Source organism: Mycobacterium asiaticum, assembly GCF_001673635.1.
GTDB classification, from domain to species: domain Bacteria; phylum Actinomycetota; class Actinomycetes; order Mycobacteriales; family Mycobacteriaceae; genus Mycobacterium; species Mycobacterium asiaticum_C.
Window position 1 is genome coordinate 33,786 of record NZ_LZMH01000016.1, and the last position, 23,590, is coordinate 57,375.

Annotated in this window: 26 protein-coding genes; 11 read left to right on the forward strand and 15 right to left on the reverse strand. The window is 65.1% G+C overall.

Annotated features, from left to right (window positions below; genetic code table 11):
• Positions 1 to 37: 37 nt before the first annotated feature.
• Together A5645_RS04365 and A5645_RS04370 are read right to left on the reverse strand one after the other, a co-directional pair.
• Positions 38 to 712 carry a TetR/AcrR family transcriptional regulator gene (locus A5645_RS04365; RefSeq protein ID WP_065128582.1) on the reverse strand — a complete coding sequence of 225 codons (675 nt, stop codon included), beginning with the start codon at positions 710 to 712 and terminating at the stop codon, positions 38 to 40.
• A gap of 53 nt (positions 713 to 765) precedes the next feature.
• Positions 766 to 1,686 carry a metal-dependent hydrolase gene (locus A5645_RS04370; RefSeq protein ID WP_065128583.1) on the reverse strand — a complete coding sequence of 307 codons (921 nt, stop codon included), beginning with the start codon at positions 1,684 to 1,686 and terminating at the stop codon, positions 766 to 768.
• A gap of 125 nt (positions 1,687 to 1,811) precedes the next feature.
• Between A5645_RS04370 and A5645_RS04375 the strand changes: the two genes are divergently transcribed.
• Complete coding sequence (locus A5645_RS04375; RefSeq protein ID WP_065128584.1) at positions 1,812 to 3,797, forward strand: flavin-containing monooxygenase; 1,986 nt, start codon at positions 1,812 to 1,814, stop codon at positions 3,795 to 3,797.
• Here the strand turns inward: A5645_RS04375 and A5645_RS28055 are convergent.
• Both A5645_RS28055 and A5645_RS27530 read right to left on the reverse strand, forming a co-directional pair.
• Positions 3,784 to 3,906 carry an alpha/beta fold hydrolase gene (locus tag A5645_RS28055; RefSeq protein WP_172830462.1) on the reverse strand — a complete coding sequence of 41 codons (123 nt, stop codon included), beginning with the start codon at positions 3,904 to 3,906 and terminating at the stop codon, positions 3,784 to 3,786. The two genes, A5645_RS04375 and A5645_RS28055, sit on opposite strands and share 14 nt — an antisense overlap.
• Entirely contained in the window at positions 3,903 to 4,097 is a 195-nt protein-coding gene (locus A5645_RS27530; protein WP_155767839.1) for an alpha/beta fold hydrolase, read from the reverse strand. The genes A5645_RS28055 and A5645_RS27530 overlap by 4 nt, the downstream gene beginning before the upstream one ends.
• Positions 4,098 to 4,226: 129 nt before the next feature.
• Between A5645_RS27530 and A5645_RS04380 the strand changes: the two genes are divergently transcribed.
• Entirely contained in the window at positions 4,227 to 5,360 is a 1,134-nt protein-coding gene (locus tag A5645_RS04380; RefSeq protein WP_081288153.1) for an aromatic ring-hydroxylating oxygenase subunit alpha, read from the forward strand.
• A 7-nt stretch (positions 5,361 to 5,367) separates the two neighbouring features.
• Here the strand turns inward: A5645_RS04380 and A5645_RS04385 are convergent, their stop codons facing one another.
• Positions 5,368 to 5,919: a TetR/AcrR family transcriptional regulator gene (locus A5645_RS04385; protein ID WP_065034767.1), complete on the reverse strand. Its 552-nt coding sequence runs from the start codon at positions 5,917 to 5,919 to the stop codon at positions 5,368 to 5,370.
• Between the two features lie 193 nt (positions 5,920 to 6,112).
• Between A5645_RS04385 and A5645_RS04390 the strand changes: the two genes are divergently transcribed.
• Together A5645_RS04390 and A5645_RS04395 are read left to right on the forward strand one after the other, a co-directional pair.
• On the forward strand, positions 6,113 to 7,327 hold the full coding sequence (locus A5645_RS04390; protein WP_065128586.1) for a cytochrome P450: 1,215 nt from the start codon (positions 6,113 to 6,115) through the stop codon (positions 7,325 to 7,327).
• Positions 7,328 to 7,372: 45 nt separating this feature from the next.
• Positions 7,373 to 7,582 carry a hypothetical protein gene (locus A5645_RS04395; RefSeq protein WP_065034769.1) on the forward strand — a complete coding sequence of 70 codons (210 nt, stop codon included), beginning with the start codon at positions 7,373 to 7,375 and terminating at the stop codon, positions 7,580 to 7,582.
• On the opposite strand, the gene A5645_RS04400 is transcribed toward A5645_RS04395, so the two are convergent.
• Positions 7,579 to 8,325 carry an alpha/beta fold hydrolase gene (locus A5645_RS04400; protein ID WP_065034770.1) on the reverse strand — a complete coding sequence of 249 codons (747 nt, stop codon included), beginning with the start codon at positions 8,323 to 8,325 and terminating at the stop codon, positions 7,579 to 7,581. The two genes, A5645_RS04395 and A5645_RS04400, sit on opposite strands and share 4 nt — an antisense overlap.
• Positions 8,326 to 8,550: 225 nt before the next feature.
• Here A5645_RS04400 and A5645_RS04405 point away from each other — a divergent pair, with 225 nt between their 5' ends.
• Entirely contained in the window at positions 8,551 to 8,757 is a 207-nt protein-coding gene (locus A5645_RS04405; protein ID WP_172830464.1) for a long chain fatty acid-CoA synthetase Faa4p, read from the forward strand.
• Between the two features lie 24 nt (positions 8,758 to 8,781).
• Here the strand turns inward: A5645_RS04405 and A5645_RS04410 are convergent, their stop codons facing one another.
• Together A5645_RS04410 and helR are read right to left on the reverse strand one after the other, a co-directional pair.
• Positions 8,782 to 11,286: a glycogen/starch/alpha-glucan phosphorylase gene (locus A5645_RS04410; RefSeq protein WP_065034771.1), complete on the reverse strand. Its 2,505-nt coding sequence runs from the start codon at positions 11,284 to 11,286 to the stop codon at positions 8,782 to 8,784.
• Positions 11,287 to 11,385: 99 nt separating this feature from the next.
• Entirely contained in the window at positions 11,386 to 13,587 is a 2,202-nt protein-coding gene (gene helR, locus A5645_RS04415; RefSeq protein ID WP_065128587.1) for an RNA polymerase recycling motor ATPase HelR, read from the reverse strand.
• Positions 13,588 to 13,768: 181 nt separating this feature from the next.
• Here helR and A5645_RS04420 point away from each other — a divergent pair, with 181 nt between their 5' ends.
• Positions 13,769 to 15,223: an MFS transporter gene (locus A5645_RS04420; protein WP_081288156.1), complete on the forward strand. Its 1,455-nt coding sequence runs from the start codon at positions 13,769 to 13,771 to the stop codon at positions 15,221 to 15,223.
• On the opposite strand, the gene A5645_RS04425 is transcribed toward A5645_RS04420, so the two are convergent.
• Entirely contained in the window at positions 15,204 to 15,395 is a 192-nt protein-coding gene (locus A5645_RS04425) for a hypothetical protein (protein WP_065128589.1), read from the reverse strand. The two genes, A5645_RS04420 and A5645_RS04425, sit on opposite strands and share 20 nt — an antisense overlap.
• A gap of 137 nt (positions 15,396 to 15,532) precedes the next feature.
• On the opposite strand from A5645_RS04425, the gene A5645_RS27535 reads away from it, so the two are divergent.
• A complete protein-coding gene (locus A5645_RS27535; protein WP_155767840.1) occupies positions 15,533 to 16,027 on the forward strand; it encodes a CD225/dispanin family protein in 495 nt (164 codons plus the stop codon).
• A 12-nt stretch (positions 16,028 to 16,039) separates the two neighbouring features.
• The gene (locus tag A5645_RS04435) at positions 16,040 to 16,996 is read left to right on the forward strand and encodes an alpha/beta hydrolase (protein ID WP_065128590.1); all 957 of its coding nucleotides are present in this window, start codon (positions 16,040 to 16,042) and stop codon (positions 16,994 to 16,996) included.
• Here A5645_RS04435 and A5645_RS04440 read toward each other — a convergent pair.
• Both A5645_RS04440 and A5645_RS04445 read right to left on the reverse strand, forming a co-directional pair.
• A complete protein-coding gene (locus tag A5645_RS04440; protein ID WP_065034776.1) occupies positions 16,968 to 17,291 on the reverse strand; it encodes a DMT family transporter in 324 nt (107 codons plus the stop codon). The genes A5645_RS04435 and A5645_RS04440 overlap by 29 nt on opposite strands.
• A 53-nt stretch (positions 17,292 to 17,344) precedes the next feature.
• A complete protein-coding gene (locus tag A5645_RS04445; RefSeq protein WP_065034777.1) occupies positions 17,345 to 17,980 on the reverse strand; it encodes an HD domain-containing protein in 636 nt (211 codons plus the stop codon).
• A 101-nt stretch (positions 17,981 to 18,081) separates the two neighbouring features.
• Here A5645_RS04445 and A5645_RS04450 point away from each other — a divergent pair, with 101 nt between their 5' ends.
• Entirely contained in the window at positions 18,082 to 18,531 is a 450-nt protein-coding gene (locus A5645_RS04450) for a DoxX family protein (RefSeq protein WP_065034778.1), read from the forward strand.
• On the opposite strand, the gene A5645_RS04455 is transcribed toward A5645_RS04450, so the two are convergent.
• Both A5645_RS04455 and A5645_RS04460 read right to left on the reverse strand, forming a co-directional pair.
• A complete protein-coding gene (locus A5645_RS04455; protein ID WP_065034787.1) occupies positions 18,514 to 19,350 on the reverse strand; it encodes an oxidoreductase in 837 nt (278 codons plus the stop codon). The two genes, A5645_RS04450 and A5645_RS04455, sit on opposite strands and share 18 nt — an antisense overlap.
• Positions 19,351 to 19,431: 81 nt before the next feature.
• Positions 19,432 to 19,704, reverse strand: a complete 273-nt coding sequence (locus A5645_RS04460; RefSeq protein WP_065128591.1) for a hypothetical protein — start codon at positions 19,702 to 19,704, stop codon at positions 19,432 to 19,434.
• 187 nt (positions 19,705 to 19,891) lie between these two features.
• Here A5645_RS04460 and A5645_RS04465 point away from each other — a divergent pair, with 187 nt between their 5' ends.
• Positions 19,892 to 20,581 (forward strand): MspA family porin, encoded by a 690-nt coding sequence (locus A5645_RS04465; RefSeq protein ID WP_065034788.1) that lies wholly within the window; start codon positions 19,892 to 19,894, stop codon positions 20,579 to 20,581.
• On the opposite strand, the gene lipL is transcribed toward A5645_RS04465, so the two are convergent.
• Positions 20,554 to 21,813, reverse strand: a complete 1,260-nt coding sequence (lipL, locus tag A5645_RS04470) for an esterase/beta-lactamase LipL (RefSeq protein WP_301336978.1) — start codon at positions 21,811 to 21,813, stop codon at positions 20,554 to 20,556. The two genes, A5645_RS04465 and lipL, sit on opposite strands and share 28 nt — an antisense overlap.
• A 72-nt stretch (positions 21,814 to 21,885) precedes the next feature.
• The gene (gene ppk2 / locus A5645_RS04475; protein WP_065128593.1) at positions 21,886 to 22,764 is read right to left on the reverse strand and encodes a polyphosphate kinase 2; all 879 of its coding nucleotides are present in this window, start codon (positions 22,762 to 22,764) and stop codon (positions 21,886 to 21,888) included.
• 268 nt (positions 22,765 to 23,032) lie between these two features.
• Here ppk2 and A5645_RS04480 point away from each other — a divergent pair.
• Positions 23,033 to 23,590: PE family protein (locus A5645_RS04480; protein WP_155767841.1), on the forward strand; the 558-nt coding region annotated here is incomplete at its 3' end.

Genomic DNA, 23,590 nt, shown 5'->3' on the forward strand with positions numbered 1-23,590 from the left:
CGGTGCAACGAGCGCCAATCTGCCCCCCGGGCACGGGTCACGAGGCCGACCGGCGTCGGGACCGTTGCGGGGGCGCGGTCATCTCAGCCAACGTTTCCATCGCACCCGCCATTCGTGGGTAGACGACGGCGGGCCCGATCCAGCGCGCCAGGAAACGCCGCAGATCGTCACCGCTTCGGTGCGCCTGGCCGCGGTCGATCAGGAAGGAGTACAGGACCCGAAGGCAGAACTCAGAGAGCTCGCTCAGCGCTTCCTCGTCGAAACCGGCCGCCTCCCAATCGACCTCGTACCGGTGCAGCATCGAACGGCTGAACGCCAACGCCGTGTCAGAGGTGAGGGAGGTGGTCACCGAGTCCCGCGATCGCTTGCTGAGGATCAGACCGAGGCGGTTGTCGTCGGAGAGATGCTCTATCGCGAAGGCGACCCCTTCCACCATCGCTGCGGCGGGGTCGGTCTGGCCGCGCACGTGTTCGGCCAGTTGTTGCAGGAACCCGTCTCCGGAGCGCATTGCGGTGGCGATCATCAACGCTTCGGTGCCGGGAAAGTAGCGGTACACCGTCTGGCGAGTCACCCCGAGCGAGCGCGCGACGTCGGCGATCCGCATCGCCGAACCTCGCTCGGCGATCAACTCATCGGCGGCGTCGAGAATCCGGGTGATGGCCTCTTCATCCGAACGCGGCGTGTTGCCGGACCAGCCGTGACTTCGGACCACTATCTGCCCACCTGAGCCGCGTGCATGGCGCGATCATATCGGTGCACAGCAAGCTAACCGCTGGTCGCGCCGACCGAATACCAGTGCGCGGCGCACTTGGGTTCCTCGGCGTACCGGTCGAACCAGCGCCCAGCGAACGCGGGCAGATTCTCGTAAGTGGGATCGTGGCGGGGCCCCTGGGAACGGACGAGACCCGCCAGCATCGCGGCCACTTCTCGCTTGGGTACGCCGGCGTAGGTGGCCTGCCCGGAACCCGTGAGTCGGCGGTTCGCGTTGATCGACGCACGGATCGCCCCCAGCGACCAACCGGCCGGCAGCAGTTGCCCATAGCTCCCGCCGTCCGAAGCCGGGACGTGCTGCTGAAAACCGTCCGTCACGATCGAGAGGATCTCACCGATGTGCTTGACGACGCCGCCGATCGTTTTCAGGCGGTACGGGAAACTGCCGTGGACGGCGTCGTAAACCATCAGGGCCGAACTGCGGTGCTCGATCTCCTCGACGAAGTGCCACAAGAAGAGCGAGGCCACTCGCTCGTCGCCGGGCTCGAACAGTTTGTCCTCGTGATCGAGGAAGACTTTGAAGTAGGGCGTGAAGGTGTTCTCGATGATCGCGGTGTAAGCCAGGCGCCACGCCAGTGGTTTGGTGGCGGTCAGGTACTCGAAGGAAGCGACAACCTCATCCATCGTGGCCTGCAGCCCGGGCCAGCGTCGGACGAGGGCGCGGAAGTGGCTCATGTGCGCCGCTGAATGTTGAGCTTCCTGCCGCAGGTACGCCATTGCCTCTTCCGCGGCGCGGGGATCGCGGATCAGCGGGATCGCCTCACGGGTGGCATCCACGATGAACTTCTCGAAACTCGGTGCGAAGAAGGTGATCAGGTTGCACTGGACGGCGAACGCCGGTCGTTGCTGATGCCATATGAACGGGATGTCGTCCCCGGCGAAGTCGAATCGCACCCGTCGTACCTGAAGAGTCATTACGTCCTGCCTCGGCGTGTCCTGCGTCGTTTGACCAGACACTCGTGGGACTTTCGTCTTGTCTTCAAGCTAGCACCGGTGCGTGTTCTTGACCATACGCACCGCAGTGAATGTATGGTGCTGTAATGAGTCACTCGACAGTCGGCGCCCCGACCGGGACGGTGCTCAACGCAAACGTGTTGCTCGGCCTGCCCTTCGACGACTCCGACGAGGTCATCCGCGCCGCCGTCGAGCAATCCAGTGTGCCCGCCCTGCTGATGTCGATGGTGCACATGACGGGCGACATGGGCCTGCTCGACGAACTCCCGCGACCGTTCATGTTGATTGCCATGGATCTGCAGGGCGCTATGAGCGAACCCGACAAGCGGACCGTGCGGGACCGTGCTTTCGACGTGATCCGCGACTACCGGGACCGTGGCTGCCCGCCACCGTTCGTACCCGACGCCGCGCAGATGCGGGCGATGTTCGACGCGATATCAGCCGGAGCAGTGACCGAGCAGTTCGTCGACTATGTCGCTGCGGACCTGAGATTCAGTGACGCCGATCAGTGCGGCCCTGCGCCGGCGTCGACGCCCGAGCAGCGCGCCGGATTTCCGGTGGTCGTCATAGGTTGCGGCGAGGCCGGTTTGCTGGCCGGGATCAAGCTCAAGGCGGCAGGTGTGCCGTTCACGATCATCGACAAGCAGCCGGGGGTCGGCGGAACCTGGCTTGCCAACCGGTATCCCGGCTGCCGCGTCGACATCGCCAGCCAGTACTACACCTACTCATTCGAACCCAGCGACCACTGGACCCATTACTACGCCGAGCAGCCGGAGATCCTGCAATACCTGCAAGACGTCGCGGCCCGTCACGGCATCGAGCCCCACGCGCGCTTCAACACCGAGGTGACCGGGGCGGCCTGGGACGATGACTCGGCCACCTGGCGGGTGACGATCCGGTCTGCCGACGGCGGCCAGGACACGTTGACCGCTCGGGCGGTGATCTGCGCCGTGGGACAGTTCAGCAACTCCATCATCCCGAACCTCAACGGCGCCAGTGCTTTTCGGGGGTCCTCATTCCACACCGCGGACTGGCGTGATGACGTCGATTTGACCGGCAAGCGGGTCGCGGTGATCGGCGCGGGAGCCAGTGGATTCCAACTCGTGCCCGCGATCGCGGACACGACCGCACGGGTGGACGTCTACCAGCGAACCCCGCAATGGATGGCGCCCAATCCGAGCTACCACGACGCGATCCCCGACGGCGCCAGATGGGCCATCCGCCACCTGCCCTACTACGCCAGATGGCTGCGGTTCGTGTCCTGGTGGCCGATTGCCGACGCGCTTGACGAGCAAGTGCTGATCGACCCGGAGTGGGACAACGGCGGACTGTCCTGCAACGAGTCCAACCATGCCATTCGGGAACTGTTCATCGCGTGGATGCGGGCCTTCTGCGCCGACGAGGAGCTGCTGGAGAAGGTCACGCCGAAGTACCCGCCGATGGGCAAACGGACGTTGCAGGACAACGGAACCTGGTTGAGGACTTTGCAGCGCGACGACGTCGAGCTGGTCACCGAGGGCATCGCGGAGATCACTCCGACCGGAGTCACCACCGTCGACGGTAAGCACCGGCCGGCCGACGTCCTGGTCTGGGCAACGGGTTTCGACGTCAACCACCAACTCGGCCCCGTCAACGTCCGGGGTCTGGACGGGGTGGAGCTCAACACCGTGTGGGGCGATTCCGCCTACGCCTACCTTGGGGTCACCGTGCCGGGCTTCCCCAATTTCTTCTGCATGTACGGGCCGGGCACCAACGCCGTCAACGGCGCCAGCATCATCTACAACTCCGAGTGCCAGATGCGTTACATCATGGGATGTATCGACCTGGTGCTCGCGCGTGGTGTCGGATCGGTCATGCCGCGTAAGGACGTCTGTGACGACTACAACCGGCGTAACCAGGAGCGGCTGAAGCGGATGGTCTACAGCCATCCGGCCGTCTGCAGCAGTTACTACAAGAATTCCGCCGGGGAGTTGCCGACGTTGTACGGTTTCCGCATCTTCGACTATTGGCGGTGGACAAGCCGAGTGAACGAGAACGACTACGAGTTGCGGCCCAACCCTATTCGCCGTTGAGATAGTCGAGGATGGCGGAGCACACCGCCTCGGGCTGGTCGACCTGCAGGAAGTGCCCGGCGCCCGCAATGATCTGGACCCGGCTTCCGGGTGGGAGCCCGTCGATCACGCCGTCCAGGTAGCCGATGCGACCACGTGAAATCCGTTGGCCACCAGCATTGCTCCGACGTCACGCCAACTATGGGCGCTGTGCGGGAAGCCATGCACACACAGGGCCAGCCGGCCGTCCTCCGGTCCCCAGGCGAGCGCGGTCATTCGGATATGAGGTAGCTCGAACTCCAGCGTCCGCGGTTCGGTCACACCTTGACCATACAAGCAGCCTGAAGTGTATTGTGAGCGGGTGAGGAGCTGCAGTGCTTCATCGCCGGCCGGTGCGGCGCGGTTCGGGCGGCGTTGGTGGACGACCTCGTAAGGAACCTGAGGAGTGGCATGCCAAGGCAGGAGTCATTGGAGCTCACGCGACGGGTGCTAAAGCACTTGGAGAACGACACGCTCGACACGGTCGAGGATGTATGGCACGAGCCGCGCGAAGCCTTCGTTGATCGAGACCACTTCGAGGCCGAAGTGGCGATGCTGCGGCGGGTTCCGCACGTCATCGGTTGGGCCGGAGAAGTTGCGACGCCCGGCCAGTACACCACCAAAGACGTGATGGGCGTTCCCATTCTGGTGGTGCGCGGTCGGGAAGGCGCCCTGCGGGGGTTCGTCAACGGCTGCGCGCATCGCGGAGCCCAGGTGGCCGACGGTTGCGGGACCGCAAGGATGTTCACCTGTCCGTACCACGGTTGGACGTACGGCACGGACGGTCGCCTGACCGGTGCGCCGGCTCGCAAGATGTTCGCGGGCTCGTTAGAGGGCAGGGGATTGATCCCGTTGCCCGTGAGCGAGCACGCCGGCCTGATCACGGTTGGCTTGGCGCCGGGAACCGACATCGACGACGCACTGGGCGAGCTCGCCGAACCGTTGTCCCAGTATGACTTCGGGACCCGGCACCACGCCGAGACCAGGCGGTTCGAGATCGCCACCAACTGGAAATTGGCGGTCGGCGTGAACTTCGAGGGATACCACTTCCCATACGTGCACGCCGACACCCTCGACCCCATCGCCTGCAACAACTCGGTGTGCGACAGCTACGGTCGTCACAACCGGTGGGCCTTTCCGTTCCGCGACATCGTCAATTTGGCTGATGTGCCCGAATCCGATTGGCCCGAACAGTTTTTCGGTACGGTGGTCTATGGCTTGTTCCCCTCATGCGTCCTGATCGAGGCGCCCGCGTCCTACCAGATGCTTCGGGTGTACCCGGGCCGCAACCCGGGGGAGTGCGTCGTCTATATCACCTACGGTTCGCCGACCCCGATCACCACGGATCAGGAACGCGAGTGGTACCGAATGTCGATGGAGGCGGTGTGTAACGTGTTGTGCAATCAAGACTTTCCGATGGCGGAGGCGTGTCAGCGGGGTCTGGAAGGCGGAGTCGCCGAGGTGCTCTTCGGCCGGAACGAACCGATGCTGCATCATCCCGCATCAGTATGGCGTCAGGCATTGGCCGAGGAGGTCCGGCGCTGATCGTGGGTCAGGATCCGCGGAACGAGGCCGCGAAGAAGCGCTGCAGCATCGCCAGTTCGGCTTTCGGGTCTTTCAGCGGCCATACCCACAATGCGAGAAAGACGCGGATCAGCCATTGTGCGGCGAGCGGGTCGGCGTCGTCCGTGCCCAGCATCTCGGCGGCGAATCCTGTGACGGCAGGCGAATTGGTCAGCCAGTCGCTCCCGGAGTCCATGTCCATCGAGCGGAAGAGCTGAGTGAGCGGGTGCGACTGCACCCGCTCGAGGGCGGCAATGGTCGCGGCCACCACGCGGTCCGGACCACGAAGATCCCTGATCGACTCGCGCACGGAGTCGACGATTTGGGTGGCGTGGATCTTCACCACCGCGTCGCGGATCGCTGCCTTGCCACCGGCGTGGCGATAGATGGTGGCCGGTGAGCAATGGATGCGCTTGGCCAGCGCATCGATGGAGAATGCCTCGTAGCCGGCGTCCAGGATCAGTTCGGCCGCGGCGGCGTAGATTCGGTCCGCGGCTTCGTCGTGCCGATCTCTTCCCACCAGCCAATCGGTCTGTGGCATGTGACGATGTTGCATCTGGCGCGAACGCCTTGCAAGGCTTTTGCATGCTGAGACATTCGGCATGAATTTCTCACTCGAAAATGCAGGTCATGCCGTGCAACTGATTTCGCCGCCTTCGTCGCGAACGTTTGGGGCTTATCAACTTCACGGGCCACCGTTGACGGGGGCCAACGATCACGTTCAGCCTGAGTGCGTGGCGGTACTGGACGACCCGGTGAACTTCTTCGGCGCGGAGGCGCTGCAGGATCCCTATCCGCTGTACGAGCGGATGCGCGCCGAGGCGCCGGTGCACCGCATCGGCGATTCGGCGTTCTTCGCGGTTTGCGGTTGGGATGCGCTGATCGACGCCGTGAACCGGGTCGACGACTTCTCGTCGAATCTCACCGCGACCATCGTCTACCGCGAGGACGGGACCGTCGGCCCATTCGACATGATGGAGCCAGGTAGCCCCAGCCATGCGTTGGCGACCGCCGACGACCCGATTCATGCGGCGCACCGCAAGATCCTGCTGCCACACTTGTCCGCCAAGCGCGTCCGCGTCATCGAAGAATTCGCCGGCGAGCTCGCCGAGCGGCTCTGGACCGAGAATCTGCACGCCGGGCGCATCGAATGGATGAGCGCTCTGGCCAACCGATTACCGATGATGGTGGTCGCCAAGTTGCTGGGCCTGCCCCAGGCCGACGTCGACAAGCTGATTCGACTCGGCTTCGCAACTACAACGTTGCTCGATGGCGTGGTCACCCAAGCTCAGCTCGAAACGGCCGGTCTGGCCGCATTCGAGCTGTCCACCTACGTCTTGGAACACTTCGAAAAAGCCGACCCGGCAACTGAATTCGGACTGATCCCAGACATGGCCGCTCGCTACGCCTCCGGTGAAGTCGACCAAACCGTCGCAATGGGCATCATGCTGACCCTGTTCAGTGCCGCCGGCGAATCAACGGCGTCGCTATTGGGCAGTGCCGCATGGATACTCGCCGACCGCCCGAAGATCCAAGAGCAGCTACGGCGGAATCCGGAACTACTCAACGCCTTCATCGAAGAGGCATTGCGATACGAGCCGCCATTCCGGGGGCACTATCGCCACGTATGGCGCGACACGACCCTTGGCGGCGTGCCGGTCGAGGCGAACTCTCATCTGTTGCTGATGTGGGGTGCGGCCAACCGTGATCCCGCACAGTTCGACGCGCCCGATGAATTCCGGCTCGACCGCTCGGGCGCCAAAGGGCACGTCACCTTCGGCCGGGGTGTCCACTTCTGCATCGGTGCCGCCCTGGCGCGGTTAGAAGCGCAGATCGTCTTCCGCATGCTGCTGGAACGCACCAACTGGATCGAGGCGGCGGACGTGGGAGAGTGGCTGCCCAGTATCTTGGTCCGCCGCCTGGACCGGCTGGAACTGGCCGTTCGATAAGCAGCCTCGTGTTTGGGAGTACGCCGCGCGGTTATTCCGTGGGACATGTCGGATGAAGGACGCGATCAAGACGCGGGCGATCGCGCGGCCGAGTTGAACGAGCAGGTCGCCGAGGGCCACGAATGGGCCGCACGGGCCAAGCCCGGTCGCAACACAGATCTGCACGACGACGCGGCAAGCGATCATCGCCGAACCGCGGGCAAAGGTCGCTCGAAAGCCGAAGCCGCCCGAAACGAAGAGCAGGAAGCCGGCTAGTCGAGCGTCGCCCAGAACCGCGTCAGCGCCTCGGCGCCGCAGGCCGGGTCCTGCACCATCCACCAATGTCCGAGCCCGTCCAGCACCTCCGTGCGTGCTCCGGCGCGCTCGGCGGCGCGGCGGCGGATCGCCGCTGATCCGACATAGCCGTCCTCGGTAGCCAGTATCGACAGCCCCGGTCGCGTCGCGGCATTCGGCAAGGCCTGACCGGCCTCCGCCATTGCCGGTTGTCGGGCCGAGCGATAGAGCGACAGAATGGCCCGTCCCATCTCCGGACCCTGCGCCTGCGCGAGAGAGGTGGCGATGTCGGGCGTGATGCCCAGCCCGGTCAGCTGCTCCGCGCGGTCCTCGACGGTCCCGGCCATCATGGTCTCGATCAGCTCTTCGCCTGCGTCCGGTGTCTGCCAGATCTGCGCCATGTCATGCCAGACGTATTCGGGGTCGAAGAGGCCGACTACGTCGCTGACCCAGCTCCGGACCAGCTCGGGGCGATGCATCACCGCGTTGACGACGTGGCCACCGCCCCAGTCGTGGCCGACCAGGTCGATCGGGCCGGAGATCTGTTCCAGCTCGCCCTCGAGCCAGTCACGGTAGGCCAAAAACGTCGCCGGGAAGTCGTCGGGCAGTGGCGCACCGAAACCAGGCGGCGACAACCGCACCACATCCTCGCGGCCGAGCGCTTGCACCAAGGGACCCCAAATCGCCGGGGTCTCGGGGTTGCCATGCACCAGAACAACCGGCACTGTGACCTCCTTGGGCCCTGCTTGTAGCGGTGGGGCGGTGGCGAGGCCCAAGCATAGACCTGCGGTTCTGGCCCGCCCGCTGTGCCGATTAGGTTTTGCTCAGGAGTCGCATTATTCTTGCCCGCGGTCCGTCATCGACTGAGGAAAGCAACCATGTCTCTCCAGCCCACACTGCGTCGCTCACATTCGTTACGCAGCGGTCGTGCCCAGCGGTTCCCTCGTCACCTGCATTGCCTGTCGGTCGGCCAGTGCTTCGACATCGAAGTCACCCGCGACGCCGAAGGATGGCTGATCCGGATCCCCGAGGTGGGTGGGGTCGCCCGGGCCAGCCGGCGGGCCGCGGTGGAGTTGGCGGCGCGTAAATGCATCGCGGCCAGGACTGGCATCCCGATCGGTTACGTCACGGTGTACGTCGCGCGCGAGGACGGCTAGACCCGAACCCTTTTCCGTCGGCCCTCAGATCTTCACTGTCAGCGGCCAGACCTGCCAGATGTCCTCGCAGTACTCGGCGATGGCCCGGTCCGACGAGAACTTGCCGCTGCGTGCGGAGTTCAGGATCGACATCTTCGTCCAGGCTTCGCCGTCCTGCCACGCCGCGCTTACCCGCTCCTGGCACTCCACGTAGGAGGCGAAGTCGGCGAGCACCAGGAACGGGTCGTCGTAGCGAAGATTGTCCACCAGTGGCCGGAACACCTCGGGGTCCCCGTGTGAGAACGTCCCGCCCAGAATCAGATCCAGCACCGCGCGCAGTTCCTCGTTGCTGTCGATGTAATCCTGGGGGCGGTACCCGCTGGCCTTGAGGGCCTCCACCTCCTGCACCGTCAGCCCGAACAGAAAGAAGTTCTCCGGCCCGGCCTCTTCGCGGATCTCGACGTTGGCTCCGTCGAGGGTGCCGACGGTCAGGGCGCCGTTGATCATGAACTTCATGTTGCCGGTGCCTGAGGCTTCCTTGCCTGCCGTGGAGATCTGCTCGGAAACGTTGGCGGCGGGATAGATCAGATGTGCGTTCTGCACGTTGAAGTTCGGGATGAACGCCACCTTCAGGAACCGGTTGACCTCGGGGTCGGCGTTGATGGTCTCGGCAACGGCGTTGATCAGCTTGATGATTCGCTTGGCGATGAAATAGCCGGGCGCCGCCTTGCCGCCAAAGATGAACGCCCGCGGCGGAATCGACAAACCGGGGTTCTGCTTGAGCCGGTAGTACAGGGCAATGATGTGCAGGACGTTGAGGTGTTGACGCTTGTACTCATGAATGCGTTTTACCTGGATGTCGAAAATCCAGTTCGGGTTCAGTTCCACACCGGTGGCGGAGCGGATGAACGCGGCCAGCCGGGCCTTATTGCTGCGTTTGATGTCGCGCCACTGCGCCCGGAAGGACGAGTCGTTGACGTACTGCTCGAGCCCGCGTAAGCGGCCGAGATCGGTCAGCCAGCCGTCGCCGATGGTGCGGTCGAGCAACTCCCGCAGGCCGGGGTTGGCCAGCGCCAGGAAGCGGCGCGGCGTCACGCCGTTGGTCTTGTTGCTGAATCGCTCCGGCCACATCTCGTAAAAGTCCTTGAGCACACTGTCTTTGAGCAGCTCGGTGTGCAGCGCGGCGACCCCGTTGATGGCATGGCTGCCGACGGTGGCCAGGTGGGCCATGCGGACGTTCTTGCCGCCCTCCTCGCCGATCAGCGACATCCGGCCGACCCGTTCGGCGTCGCCCAGGAACCGGATGCGGACCTCGTCGAGGAAGCGGCGGTTGATCTCGTAGATGATCTCCAGATGACGGGGCAGTGACTGCCCGAACATCTCCAGCGGCCAGGTCTCCAGCGCCTCGGGCAGGAGCGTGTGATTGGTGTAGGCGAAGGTCGCCACGGTGATGTCCCACGCCTCTTCCCAGAGCAGGTGGCGCTCGTCGACCAGTAGCCGCATCAACTCGGCGACCCCGATGGAGGGGTGAGTGTCATTGAGCTGCAAGGCGAATCGCTGCGGAAGCTCGCGCACCGAGACATCGGCGAGGTCGTCCATGATGTGCAGAACGTGCTGCAGCGAACACGACACGAAGAAGTGCTGCTGCAGCAGTCGCAGCCGCTTGCCGGCTTCGGGCTCGTCGTTGGGGTAGAGCACCTTGGTGACCGTCTCCGACGTCACCTCGTCCTCTACGGCCCTGTAGTAGTCGCCGGTATTGAAAGCGTCCAGCGCGAACGACTTCACCGCCCGCGCACTCCACAGCGTGAGCACGTTGCAGGTGTTGACGCCGTATCCCTGGATGGGCGTGTCATACGCGACGCCCTTGAGCATCAGGCCCGGCACCCAGCGGGACCGGTCACGGCCCTCGTCGTCGGTGTAGTGCTCGACGTGGCCGCCCCACTTGACCAGGTAGTTGACGTCGGGTTTGGCGATTTCCCAAGGGTTTCCGTTGTCCAGCCAGTTGTCGGTCTGCTCGACCTGCCAGCCGTCGTGGATCTCCTGGTCGAAAATGCCGAACTCGTAGCGGATGCCGTAGCCGATCGCCGGGCGCTCCAGGGTGGCAAGCGAGTCCAGGTAGCACGCGGCGAGCCGGCCCAGACCGCCGTTCCCCAGGCCGGGCTCCTCCTCGCATGCCAGCACCTCGTCATAGTTCTGGCCCATCGCCGCCAGGGCGTCCCGCGCCGCGCGCTCCATGCGGAGGTTCAGCAGGTTGTTGCCGAGCTGAGGGCCCATCAGGAACTCGGCAGACAGATAGCAGGTCACCTTGCGGCCGAGGTCGAGGGACACCTGAGTCGAGGCCACCCGGCGGTCCTGCATGCGGTCCCGCACGGCCAGCGCGAGCGCCTTGTAGTAGTGCTCGGGCCGCAGTGCGGCGGCCGGGCGGCCGATGGAATAGCGCAGATGGTCGGCGATCGCCCGCTGCAGCGCGGGTGCCTGCATGCCGGTGCGCGCGGGTTCGACGAGGTGCCCGGTGGCAGTCGTTGGACCTGTCCGATCGACATCAGTCATCGTGAGTCCCTCCCTGAATGTCGCCAGTAACGCACCGAAGTCCCGTTGCGATGTTTTCACACCCGAACTGGAAATGCCGTCCGAACAAGTGAACGCCAGCTATGAATCCCGGGCCTCCAGTCCGCTCAGCGCCGGCGGCAACGGATCGCGATGCAGGACGCCGAGGCGCTGGGTGGCGCGGGTGAGGGCGACGTACAGTTCGGCGGCGCCGCGCGGGCTCTCGGACAGGATGCGTTGCGGGTCTACCACCAGGACGGCGTCGAACTCCAGGCCCTTGGTCTCCGAAGGGGGCACCGCGCCCGGCGCGTCCGGCGGCCCGATCACGACGCTGGTGCCCTCGCGGCGGGCTTCGTCGCGGACGAATTCGTCTAGCGCGGAAGATAACTCGTCGTCGCTGACCCGCCGGGACCAGGGCTTGACGCCGCACGCGCGCACCGATTCCGGCGGTTCGACGGCGGGCGCATACTCGGCGAGCAACGCGGCGGCGATCGTCATGATCTCCGCAGGGGTCCGGTAGTTCACCGACAGCGCCCGATAGACCCACCGGCCCGGCACGTAGGGCTTCAGCACGGTGTCCCAGGACGTCGCCCCGGCGGCGGACCGGCGCTGGGCTAGATCGCCGACCACCGTGAAGGAGCGTGCCGGACAGCGCCGCATCAACACCCGCCAGTCCATTTCGGAGAGTTCCTGCGCCTCGTCGACGACGATGTGCCGGTAGGTCCAATCCCGTTCTGCGGCAGCGCGTTCGGACAACTCTCGGGTGTCGCGTTCGACGAATCGCTCGGCAAGGTCCTCGCCGTAGAGCAGGTCCTGGGCCAGCAGCTGATCCTCGTCGTCCATCAGGTCCTCGCGGCTGACCATCAAATCGAGCACCCCGGCGGCGTACGCCGCCTCCTCACGCTGTTCCTGCTCGGCCTGCAGTCGGGCTCGCTCACTGGACACCTTGTCGATGCCGAGCAGGTCGGTGAGCTCGTCGAGCAACGGGACGTCCGACACCGTCCAGGCGTCACCGACCTCGCGGAACAATGCCGGGTCTGCCCCCGCGGCCTGCAGCCGCTCGGGGGACGCGAGCAGCCCGGACAGCAACTCTTCGGGAGTCAGGATCGGCCATAACTCGTCGAGCGCGGTGGTGAATGCGTCGTTCTCCGCGAGCTCCTCGATCAGTTCGTCGCGAAGCTTCTCCCAGGCGTTCCGGTCGGACCGGGTCAGCCAGCCGCGGCCGATCTTGGCGATGGCGCGCTCGGTGAGCACCCATGTGACGATGTCGGTGAATGCCACCCGGGCGGCGTTGTGGGGCAGCTTGGTGGCGCGCGCTTCCTCCCTGGCCCACTGCGCCGTCTCGGCGTCGATCCGCAGCTCGACGTCGGACAGTTTGATGCGCAACGGATCCTCGGGTAGCCGTTGACGGTCGGCGATGGCCGCGGCGAGCACGTCCAGGATCTGCAGCGAACCTTTCAGGCGGACCACGTCGGGCTCGTCTTCGGCAGTGACGCGCAGACCTGGCACCAGGTCGCCGATGGTCATGAACACCACGGTGGATTCACCCAGCGACGGCAGCACCCGGCTGATGTGGTTCAAGAACGCGGGATTGGGCCCGATCACCAGCACGCCGTGCCGCTCCATCCGCTCCCGCTGGGTGTAGAGCAGGTAGGCGACGCGATGCAGCGCCACGACCGTCTTGCCGGTGCCGGGGCCCCCTTCGATCACCAGTACGCCCGAGTGGTCGAGCCGGATGATCTCGTCCTGTTCGGCCTGGATCGTTGCCACGATGTCGCGCATGCCGTCACCGCGGGGCGCGTTGATCGCGGCCAGCAGGGCGGCGTCGCTGGAATCTGCGAGCTGGTCACCGGCTTCGGTGCGACCGAGGACCTCGTCGGTGAAGTCGACGACGCGGTGGCCGCGGGTGTGGAACTGTCGCCGCCGCCGCATGTTCTCCGGGTGTGCCGCGGTGGCCGTGTAAAACGCCCGCGCCGCCGGCGCCCGCCAGTCCAGCAGTAAGGGCTCGTACTCGTTGTCTTCATCGAGCAGGCCGATGCGGCCGATGTAGGAGCGCTTTCCCGAAGCGCTGTCCAGCCGCCCGAAACACAATCCGTCGTCGGCGACATCAAGACGCGTCATCCGCCTGGCCAGCGCCCGCACCTCGACGTCGCGGTCCATCGGGCTGGTTCCCTCGCCCCGCAACGCGTCGCGGTAGCGAGCCTTCGCCTGGGCGCGTTCGTTCTCGAGCCGTTGGTAGAGCTCGTCGACGTAGCTTTGCTCGGCCTCTAGCTCGTGCTCGTAGCTGGTCGTGGATTCCTGCAATTCGCAATTCCCCCTGGGGTCCGGCCAGCCATTGTGCGGTACGACCCTGGCCTTGCCGCAAGCCCCCGGTGCCGGGATATGGTGGACCGGGACGCAGGAGATTGCATGAGTAAACTCCGCGTCCCTTTCTTTTTGTTCCGACAGGCATGATCACCGCTGCCGCGTGCCGCACAATGCTGGGGTGGGTCAGTTGCCGTTGGCGTCGGCCGGTGCGCGCTGGCTGCTTGCCGCCGCGGTCCTGGGCTCAGGCATCGCGTTTCTGGACGGCACGGTCGTCAACGTGGCGCTTCCCGCGATTGGTCGGGACTTCGATGCCGGCCTGACCGATCAGCAGTGGATCCTGGATGGCTATCTATTGACCTTAAGCGCGTTACTGCTTTCCGGCGGCGTCGCCGGCGACCGGTACGGTCGCCGCCGGATCTTCGTCGCCGGGCTGGCGATTTTCACCCTCGCGTCGCTCGCATGCGGTCTGGCTCCAGGGATCGGCTGGCTGATCGGCGCCCGGCTGATCCAGGGCGTCGGTGCAGCCGCACTTGTGCCGGGCAGTCTCGCGTTGATCGATGCAGGCATCATCGAGGCGGACCGGGGTCGTGCGGTAGGAATTTGGGCCGGGGCGTCCGGGGCGACGACGGCGCTCGGTCCGTTCATCGGCGGGTGGCTGGTCGACGCGGTGTCCTGGCGTCTGGTGTTCTTGTTGAATGTCCCGCTCGCCGCCGCAGTGGCCTGGATCGCGGCACGCCATCTCCGCGAGTCACGTGACCCGACCGCCGCCGGCCGTCCGGACTTCGCGGGGACGATGACGATCACCGTCGGCCTGGCCGGGGTGACGTATGCGCTGATCGAGGTTCCCGCTCGTGGCTGGACCGCCGGCGTTGTGGGCACGGCGATCGTCGGCGTCGCAGGTTTAGTGGCGTTTCCGCTGATCGAGCGGCGAGTGGCGGCACCGTTGTTGCCGCTCAAGCTATTTCGCTCCGCGCAGTTCACTGGCGCAAACCTGAGTACGTTGGCCGTCTACACCGCCGTCGGCGGCGCGTTGTTCTTGTTGGTTCTGCAGTTGCAGCAAAGCATGCACTATTCCGCGCTTGCGGCCGGAGTTGCGACGTTACCGATCACCATCATCACGATGATCGGCTCTCCGCGTGCCGGCGCTGTTGCGCAACGCACGGGTCCTCGGGTTCCGATGACCATCGGCCCGCTCGTGGCGGCGGTGGGCCTGGCTTTGATGGCCCGGATTGTCCCCGGGTCAACGTATTTGAGTGCGGTACTGCCGGCAGTGGTGGTGTTCGGCGTAGGGCTGGCGATCACGGTCGCGCCCTTGACCGCGGCAGTCCTGTCTGCCGTCCCGGATAACTATGCGGGCACTGCTTCGGGGGTCAACAACGCCATCGCCAGGGTCGCCGGATTGTTCGCCGTGGCAGTGCTGCCGGTGGCCGCGGGGATCAGCGCCGGTCCCGGGCAGCCACTCGGTCCCGGTTACTCTGTGGCGCTGATCATTACGGCCGTCATATGTGTCCTGGGCGCGATCGCGGCGTTTGCGACAATTCGCGCGGGCGCAGATATCACACCGCAGGTCTTGCCCGGGATCAACCAACCGTGTCAAGACCCCTGCACCAGGGCTATTCGGCCGGCCGGTTGACGACGCCGTCGAACCCGGCCGGCAGTGCCGCGATCGCGGCTGACCATGGCGTCGGGTGTTTGCCGAACAGGTTGCGCCCAAGCTGATTACGGCGACGCCAGATCATCCGGTGCAGCGGATCGGGTTGATGGAATCGTTTGTCAGCGTTCTCGTCGGGCGGCCTCGCGATCACCCGTTACATACTGGTCAATCCTGGTCGGCCGGTTCCAGAGCTTGATAGTTAAGTGCCGATTGGGGATTGACAGCGCCCAATGCACCGCGCCACTGTTATGGATCGCGTTTTCCAGCTAACTCCAGTTCGGAGTCGCCATGACAGGCCCACCGCCCGACAACTACTCGCCGTATGGAGGCTATGAGCCTTCGCCGGGGGAGTACCCGCCTTACCAAGGCGGCGGATACCCACCGCCGCAGCCGCAACAGCCGTACGGCTACCCGGCGCCGGGCGGCGGCTACCCACCCGGGGGATACCCACCGCCGGGCGGGGGATACCCACCGCCGGGCGGTGGATACCCGCCGTCGTCGCCGCAACCCTATGGCGCCTATCCGCCGCACATGCAGTACGGGCAGGCGGGCAAGCCGAGCAATTACCTGGTGTGGTCGATCATCACGATCTTCCTGTGCACCATCCCGGGCATCGTGGCGACCGTTTACGCCGCCAGGGTGGACGGGTTATGGGGACAGGGGCGCTATGCCGAAGCGACCAGTGCGTCCAATACCGCGAAGACGTGGGCGATTGTCGCTTCGGTGCTCGGCGGCTTGATGTGGCTGGCTTATCTGGGTCGGCTGGGCTCGCGGGTTTCCTGACGGTTCGATGCGTTGACCTCCGGATCCAGCATCGACTTCGACGTCAGTGCTGCGCTGGGGGAGCCGGCATCCCTGGCCGCGACCTACTACCCGGCGTGCACTGCTGACCCAAGGGGCGCCGTCCTGTGCTGCCTGCCCGGCGGCACCTACAGCAGGCACTACTGGGATTTGCACGTCCCGGGTCATTGTGGCTACAGTTTCGCCGAATTCGCGGCCGGCAACGGCTATTCGGTCGTAACGGTCGACCCGTTGGGTACGGGCGAGAGTTCAAAGCTCACACGCGATTTCGACTTCGCCCACATCGCGGCCGCGCTCGCCGTTGCGGTTTCGGCCATGCCCGACGTGACGGGTGACGACCGGCCCGTGGTCGCCGTCGCGCATTCCCTGGGCGGATACCTGGCGATCACCCAACAAGCCCTCTATTCCAGTTATGTGGGGCTCGCGGTACTTGGGTGCACCAATAAGCATGTGGCACCGCTGAATCTGAGCCCGGACTTCATTGCCCGGGCCGCCACGCCGCAGGGGCGGACAGCGCTTCGCGACGAGATCCTCGCAGCCCTGCCGGCGCCGTACTTCGAAGGCCCGCGCGACGACCTGCAGAGCTGGTTCCATCTGCCCGATGTGCCGTCCGCTGTCATCGAAGCCGATTCCGCCGCAACGAAGTCGGTGGTACCGCGGGTGTTCGGCCTCGCGATGATCCCCGGCATCGTCGCCGAGCACGCAGCCACCATCGACGTGCCGGTCCTGGTCGGCTACGGTGCCACCGACGTCTCGCCGGATCCGCGCGCCGAAGCCGCCATGTACCGCGATAGCCCCGACCTGACGACCGTGATCCTGTCGGGCAGCGCGCACTGCCACAACATGGCCTCGAGCCGGCATCGGCTGTGGCGGAGGCTGCTTGCCTGGGCGGCGACCGTGGTGGGCGAGCCGGCCGGCCAAGTCAGTGGGCGCCACCGAGATTCAGTGTGACCACGCCGGCAATGATCAGTCCGACGCCGACCACCTTTGCGGTCGAGATGGGGGAGCCCAGGAACATCACCGCGATCAACACGATCGCGGCCGTGCCTATCGCCGACCACAGTGCGTAGGCGACATCGGTTTGCATGCCGCGCGAGATCGACAGCGCGAGTAAAGCGAACGCGACGGCATACCCGAGCAGGCAGGCCGTTGTCGGCCATAGCCGACTGAAGCCGTCGGTGCTCTTGAGCAGGCTGGTGGCCACCACCTCGGCGAAGATGGCGACGAGCAGGTACAGGTATGCCAATGTGGTCTCCTCGTGTGCATCTGTACATGTACACGAGGGCTCTACGGCTCTGGTCAGCTACCCCAGCGGCCGGCCGCGGCCATGTGCTCGAGCATCGTGGTCGCCCCACTGCGCCGTTCGCGCAGGACCTCACCGCCCATGGTGTAGGGCATTCCCGCGTCCGGGCTGCGCTGGGCATGCGCGGCGATGGCGTCCACCAACGTTGTGGCCATGGCCAACCGCGGGTACCGAGAGTGGATGGCCTCGGCGGCTTGGTCGTCGATGAAGTCGGCGTTGCGGCCGAAGTCGATGCCTACCCCGCCACTGACCAGATAACAGATAGGCCCGCGGCGGTGTGCAATCCCCATGGAGCTGTGCAGCGCGATCGCCTCCCAAACCGCATCCACTACCGCACGGTCACAACCGTGTTCGGTCAGCAGGGTCGCTGCCAGGTCGGCACCTTCGACCTCGAAACGTTCCTTGCCGGCAGCTGCGGTCCCGGCGCCGAGGTCGTGCAGGACGGAGCCCAGGAACAGGGTTTCGCTGTCGTAATCGGTTTGCGGGCTTAGACCGTCGTGAGCGGCGAGCAGCTCAGCGAACAGGTAGCTGCGCACGCTGTGATTGAAAACCGATGTTGACTCGGTGGATTCGGCCAGCTGAAGCGCGGCCCGAGCTACCGCGGAATCGACGAGGCCAGGAATTGTTTGCATGTCGTGGACGCTATTGGCTTGCGGGCCGCGACCGTGAGTGGCGTAACAGACATGCATCCCACTATTTAGGCCGCCACCGTCACGGTCGTAGGGTGGGTCAGATGAACCTCGACCAACGCCTCGCCGGCTATTCGCCTGCGGTGCTGAGCCTGTTTCGACTGGTCTACGGGCTCTTGTTTGCGGGCCACGGCTCCATGATTCTGTTCGATTGGCCTGTCTCGACCGGCCAAGACATCCCGGTTCTGCAATGGCCAGCTTGGTACGCCGGGGCCATCGAATTCGTCACCGGGTTGTTGGTCGCGGCGGGCCTGTTCACCCGGATCGCGGCGTTCTTCGCGTCCGGCACGATGGCGGTCGCCTATTTCTGGATGCACCAACCGCACGCTTTATGGCCCATCGGCGAACCGCCCGGCGGCAACGGTGGGACCTTAGCCATCCTGTACTGCTTCGGCTTCTTCCTGCTGGTGTTCCTTGGTGCGGGAAGGTACTCGCTGGACGCTTTGATCGTTACAAAAGTTCAACGCCGTAAGGCTTTACGTACAGTCGTCTAAACATGTGCCTGCGCTGAGGTCCTCCCAAGCGGCGATCTCCTTGGCGCGCCGCTCGGCGATATGCCGGTAGGAGAACAGCGCATCCTGGCCGAGCAGCAGGAACGCGGGGGGTTCGTTCGCCTCGACCGCGGCGATGATCGCTGCTGCCGCCTTGGCGGGATCACCGGTCTGGTGACCGTGCATGGTGTCGTTCTCTTTGCGGCGTCGTCCCGCGGTCTCGGCGTAGTCATCAATGACCGTCTCCGACTGCGTCAGCGAGCGACCGGAGAAATCGGTACGGAAGGCGCCGGGCTCGACCACGGTGACCGAAATGCCGAGCGGCGCAAGCTCACCGGTCAATGCCCCGCTCATGCCTTCGACCGCGGCTTTGGCCGCCGAGTAATAGCCCGATCCGACCGGCGTCAACTGCACGCCGATCGAGGAGATGTTGACGATGGCGCCGGAACCGCGGGCACGCATGGCCGGCAGGACGGCCTTGATCATCGCGACCGTGCCGAAGAAGTGCGTTTCGAACAGAGCGCGAACCTTCTGGTCTTCACCCTCTTCGACAGCGGATCGATAGCCGTAGCCGGCGTTGTTGACCAGCACGTCGATATCGCCGAACCGTTCCTGCGCTTGGAGTACCGCCTCGTCGATCTGTTCGGGCTTGGTCACGTCCAGCGTTGCCGCAAGCACCCGCTCGGGGGTGGCATCGGCGAGATCGTTCACGCTGGTGACGTCGCGGGCCGTCACGACCGCGTTGTGCCCCTTGTCGATGACGGCCTCAGCCAGGGCGCGACCAAGCCCCGTCGAACAACCGGTGATGAGCCAGGTGGACAAACGGAACATCCTTCCGGCCGCAGCCACTAGTAGACTACACCGAACTGCTGATTGCCTTGTCCGGCAGCAAATTTCGTTGGGCTAGAAGCCCATCTTCTTGCAGTTGGCGTTTCGATTCTGACAAAACATTCCGCTGCCGGTCCAGTCCTTGGCGCCCGGTACGCCGAAGTTGTTGGGTGTGTCCGTGGAACGGGGATCCTGCGCCAGCTGCGGGTTGATGATGATCAAGTAGTCATCGATGATCGGTGGCACCGCGTCATCGGGGTCCGCGTTTGCGGCGCCGGCACTGCCGACTGCGGCCGCAAGTCCAATCAGGCCGGCAGCGATGCCCGCAGCAAATTTCCGAAGGCTCATCGGTCGCCCTCTCTGCTCTGGCGCGAATGACTGGCCATGTCTGAGCTTACTCGTTAAACGCTGTTGCGATCCGAGCCTGCCGAGTGTTCGTCGCAAACCGGCTACAAACGCGCAACAACTCCGATCATGTCAGCCAGCAAAGCCCACACTGGCCCGGACTGTACCTAGCGTGTAGCCCGTGGTGCGCATGTCCGCGGTCGTTCGTCGTGCTGCGGTTCTCGCTGTCTGTCTGGCGCTACCTGTTTCCACCCCGTCGGCGGCGGCCGACCCTTTCTCGCAGCCGGTCGGCGCAGCGTCGTCGGCCGACGGCGCGGTACCACCCGGCGTGCCCGCCCGGGTGACGACGCCTGACGGCTGGACCCTGGCGCTCGGGGCCAGGGACGAGAAGCACGTTCCGGTGGCGCCGTTGACCACCGCCGCGTCGTCGCGTGAATACCTGTCCAGCGGGATATTCGTCGCTTCCCTGATCGGTCCGGAAACCCCGCACGGCATTCTCGAGGTGGGCTACGAAATCGGTTGCGGCATCGATATGAGCACAGCCAACGGTGTCACCATGGCCAACGGTGGGGGTGTTTCTCCCTCGCTCGGCGCGGTGGTGCCGTTCGGACCAGGCGAGCCGTTCCAACTCCTACCGCTGATCAGCACGCCGTACAACGGAGTGGTCAGCGTCGGGATGAAGCCGGGATTCGTGGTGGTGGTGCCGGTGGTCAGGAAAGAATTCAAGGGTCCCAATCCGTGGATCATGATCAGCGAGTTCCACATGAAGATCGACGGATGCGTCGGACAATCGTTCGTTCGCTCCTACTCGACGCTGACCCGAATCACCGATGAATCCGACGTGGTGTTGTCCTACGTCGGTGCGACCAAAGCCGTCTGATACGGCGCTCCGAGATCCGGCACTGCCGTGAAGCCGTTCTGATGGGCCGCCGCCGTGGCGCGGCGGATGGGCAGGATCAGCGGCACGAACAGGATCTGGTCCAACAGGATCGGGGTGACCAGCCGGTTGTGCACGAACGCGAATGAGCTCTTCGTAACCGGGTCGGCCCAGCCGATGGTGCCACCCAGCCCGGCATGCCCGTAACCGCGGAGCAGGCCGGGCACCGGTGATCCGTGGTAGCCGAGGTTGAACGACATCGGGACGATCAGGTTCAGGTCGGGGCGCAAGCTGGTCTTGCCCAGCAGCCCCGCCGCCAATTCCTCTGAAAGCAGTGGGGTTTGGGCTACCCGGCCGTCGTTGGCCAACGCACCGTACATCTTGGCCAGCCCGCGCGCCGTCACCACCGCGTTCACCGACGGAATCTCGCTGTCCAGGAACGGCGTGTCGCCCTGGATCAGGGAGGTGATCCCGGGGACATACATCGCGCCCAGGCCACCGGCGATCGGCAGCTCCGCGAGCCGGGGCGCCAGTAGGTCAAACAACGGGTTGGCGCGCGTGGTCTGGGGGAACATGATCTGCGCGGCTTTGGTAGGTGCAGCCGCGGGCGGACGACCGAGGTGCAGCCCGTCGGTGTCCAGCGTCTCGGCTATCTCGGTGCGGAACAACTCGCCCATGCCCTTGCCCGTGATCGCGCGGGCCAATCCCGACGTGAGCCAGCCGTAGGTGAACGCGTGATAGGCGGCCCTGCCGGCATGCCGGTCGACCGGCGCTGCCGCCATGCGCTCTTCCATCAGACGGTGGTCGAGCAACTCTTCTTTGCTGACCCCTTGCAGGTGTGACAGGCCGGATTTGTGCGCCAGCATGTCACGCACCGTGATCTCGGCCTTGCCGTTGGCGCCGAACTCGGGCCAGTACTGCGCGACCGGCGCGTCGTAGGAAAGCTCGCCGCGGTCGACCAGGCGGTGCAGGACGGTGGCGGCCACTCCCTTGCTCGCGGAGAACACCATGGCGCCGGTGTCGGCGGTCCAGGGCACCTCACCGTGGCGGTCCGACCACCCGGTCCAGACGTCGACGACGGGTTCGCCGTCCACGTAGACCGACAGCGCGCCGCCGCCGAAGCGGGGTCCGCCGGAGAAGATCTTCGCGAAAGTGGTTACGGCGCAAGCGAACCGCGGGTCCGCGGCGCCTTGCACGTGCGCCGGCAGTCCGTTACCGCTCTCCAGGAGCGTCATGGCGCGTCGCATAGGTATTGCTGAAACATGAGAACAATATTACCACTGGGTGAAAATGCAGTTCTTCGACGCTCAGTCTTTCAGCGCACGCCCGACGATCAGCGGATCGGGCACGCCCACCAGCTCGTGGTCCTTGTCCTCGTAGTCGAATTTGTCGAGCAGGTATCGCATCGCGTTGATGCGGGCGCGCTTCTTGTCATTGCTTTTCACCACGATCCACGGCGCGAAGTCGGTGTCGGTCGCGGCGAACATTTCCTCTTTCGCGGCCGTGTACGCGTCCCATCGCTTCACCGATTCCATGTCCATCGGCGAGAATTTCCATTGCTTGACGGGATCGACAAGTCGAATGGCGAACCTGGTGCGTTGCTCGTGGGGCGACACCGAGAACCACAGCTTGGTGAGCTTGATTCCGTCGTTGACCAGGAGCTTCTCCAATGCCGGTGCCTGTTCGAGGAATTCAGCGTGCTGCTCGGGGGTGCAGAAACCCATCACCTTCTCTACGCCGGCGCGGTTGTACCAAGAGCGGTCGAACAGCACCATCTCGCCCGCGGCCGGCAGGTGGGTGATGTAGCGCTGGAAATACCACTGCGTCTGCTCGCGCTCTGAGGGCTTCTCCAGTGCCACCACCCGCGCTGTTCGGGGATTCAGATGCTCCATGAATCGCTGGATGGTGCCGCCCTTGCCGGCGGCGTCGCGACCCTCGAACAGAATCAAGTGCCGGGTGCCCGTGCTCCGGCTGTGGTTCTGCAGCTTCAGCAGTTCGATCTGCAGCCGGCGTTTGAGCCACTCGTATTCGTCGCGGGGCATCCGGTCGTCGTAGGGATAGCGCTCGCGCCAGGTCTCGACCGGTTTGCCGTCCCGGTCCAGCAGGACCGGTTCGTCGTCATCCTGGTCGTCGACGGTGTAGCCGTGCTCGGGCGTCGAAAGTGCATCCAGATCGATCTCTGCCATAACTCCACGCTATGCGCTGAGCCGAAAAGTGCGGCGCTGCAGAAGATTAAATGTGGGCGGGGCTGGGGTTTGCCGGAAGACTCGAATTGCTGGTGAGATTTAACCAGACGATTTGCCGGGATTTACGCCGATCTTGATCAGAGGGGTCTAACATACCTGGAATTGATCCTGCCGGAAGTATTTATTCGAATCGATCTGATGAGCGCCGGATGCTTGGCATATCGGCTGTGCCTTTATGCGCTCATTGTCCCGACCGCTGGGAGCCGTCATGTCGTCCTTCGTGATCGTTTCGCCGGAGACGGTGGCGGCAGCCGCCCAGGATCTGACCGGCTTGGGGTCGGCGCTGCGGGCCGCCAACGCGGCCGCGGCGGAACCGACGACGTCGCTGCTTGCAGCGGCACAGGATGAGGTGTCTGCGGCAATCGCCGCATTTCTGGCCAACTATGGCCAGGAATATCAGGCGCTGAGCACGCAGGCGGCATCGTTCCAAGCCGATGTGGTCCGTGCGTTGAACCAGGCGGCGGCCAGCTATGCCGCGATTGAGGCGGCCAACGGTCCGCTGCTACAGCAGGCGCAGCAATCCATTTTGGCTGCCGTCAACGGCCCTACCACTGCGTTCTTGGGGCGTCCGCTGATCGGTGACGGCGCCAACGGCGCGCCGGAAACCGGAGTGGCTGGGGGTGCTGGCGGGATCCTGTGGGGCAACGGCGGTAACGGCGGGTCCGGCGGTGTTGGGCAAGCCGGTGGCGCCGGTGGCGACGCTGGGTTCTTCGGGAATGGCGGCCTGGGTGGGGCCGGCGGGGCGGGCGCCCCGGGTGCCGCGGGC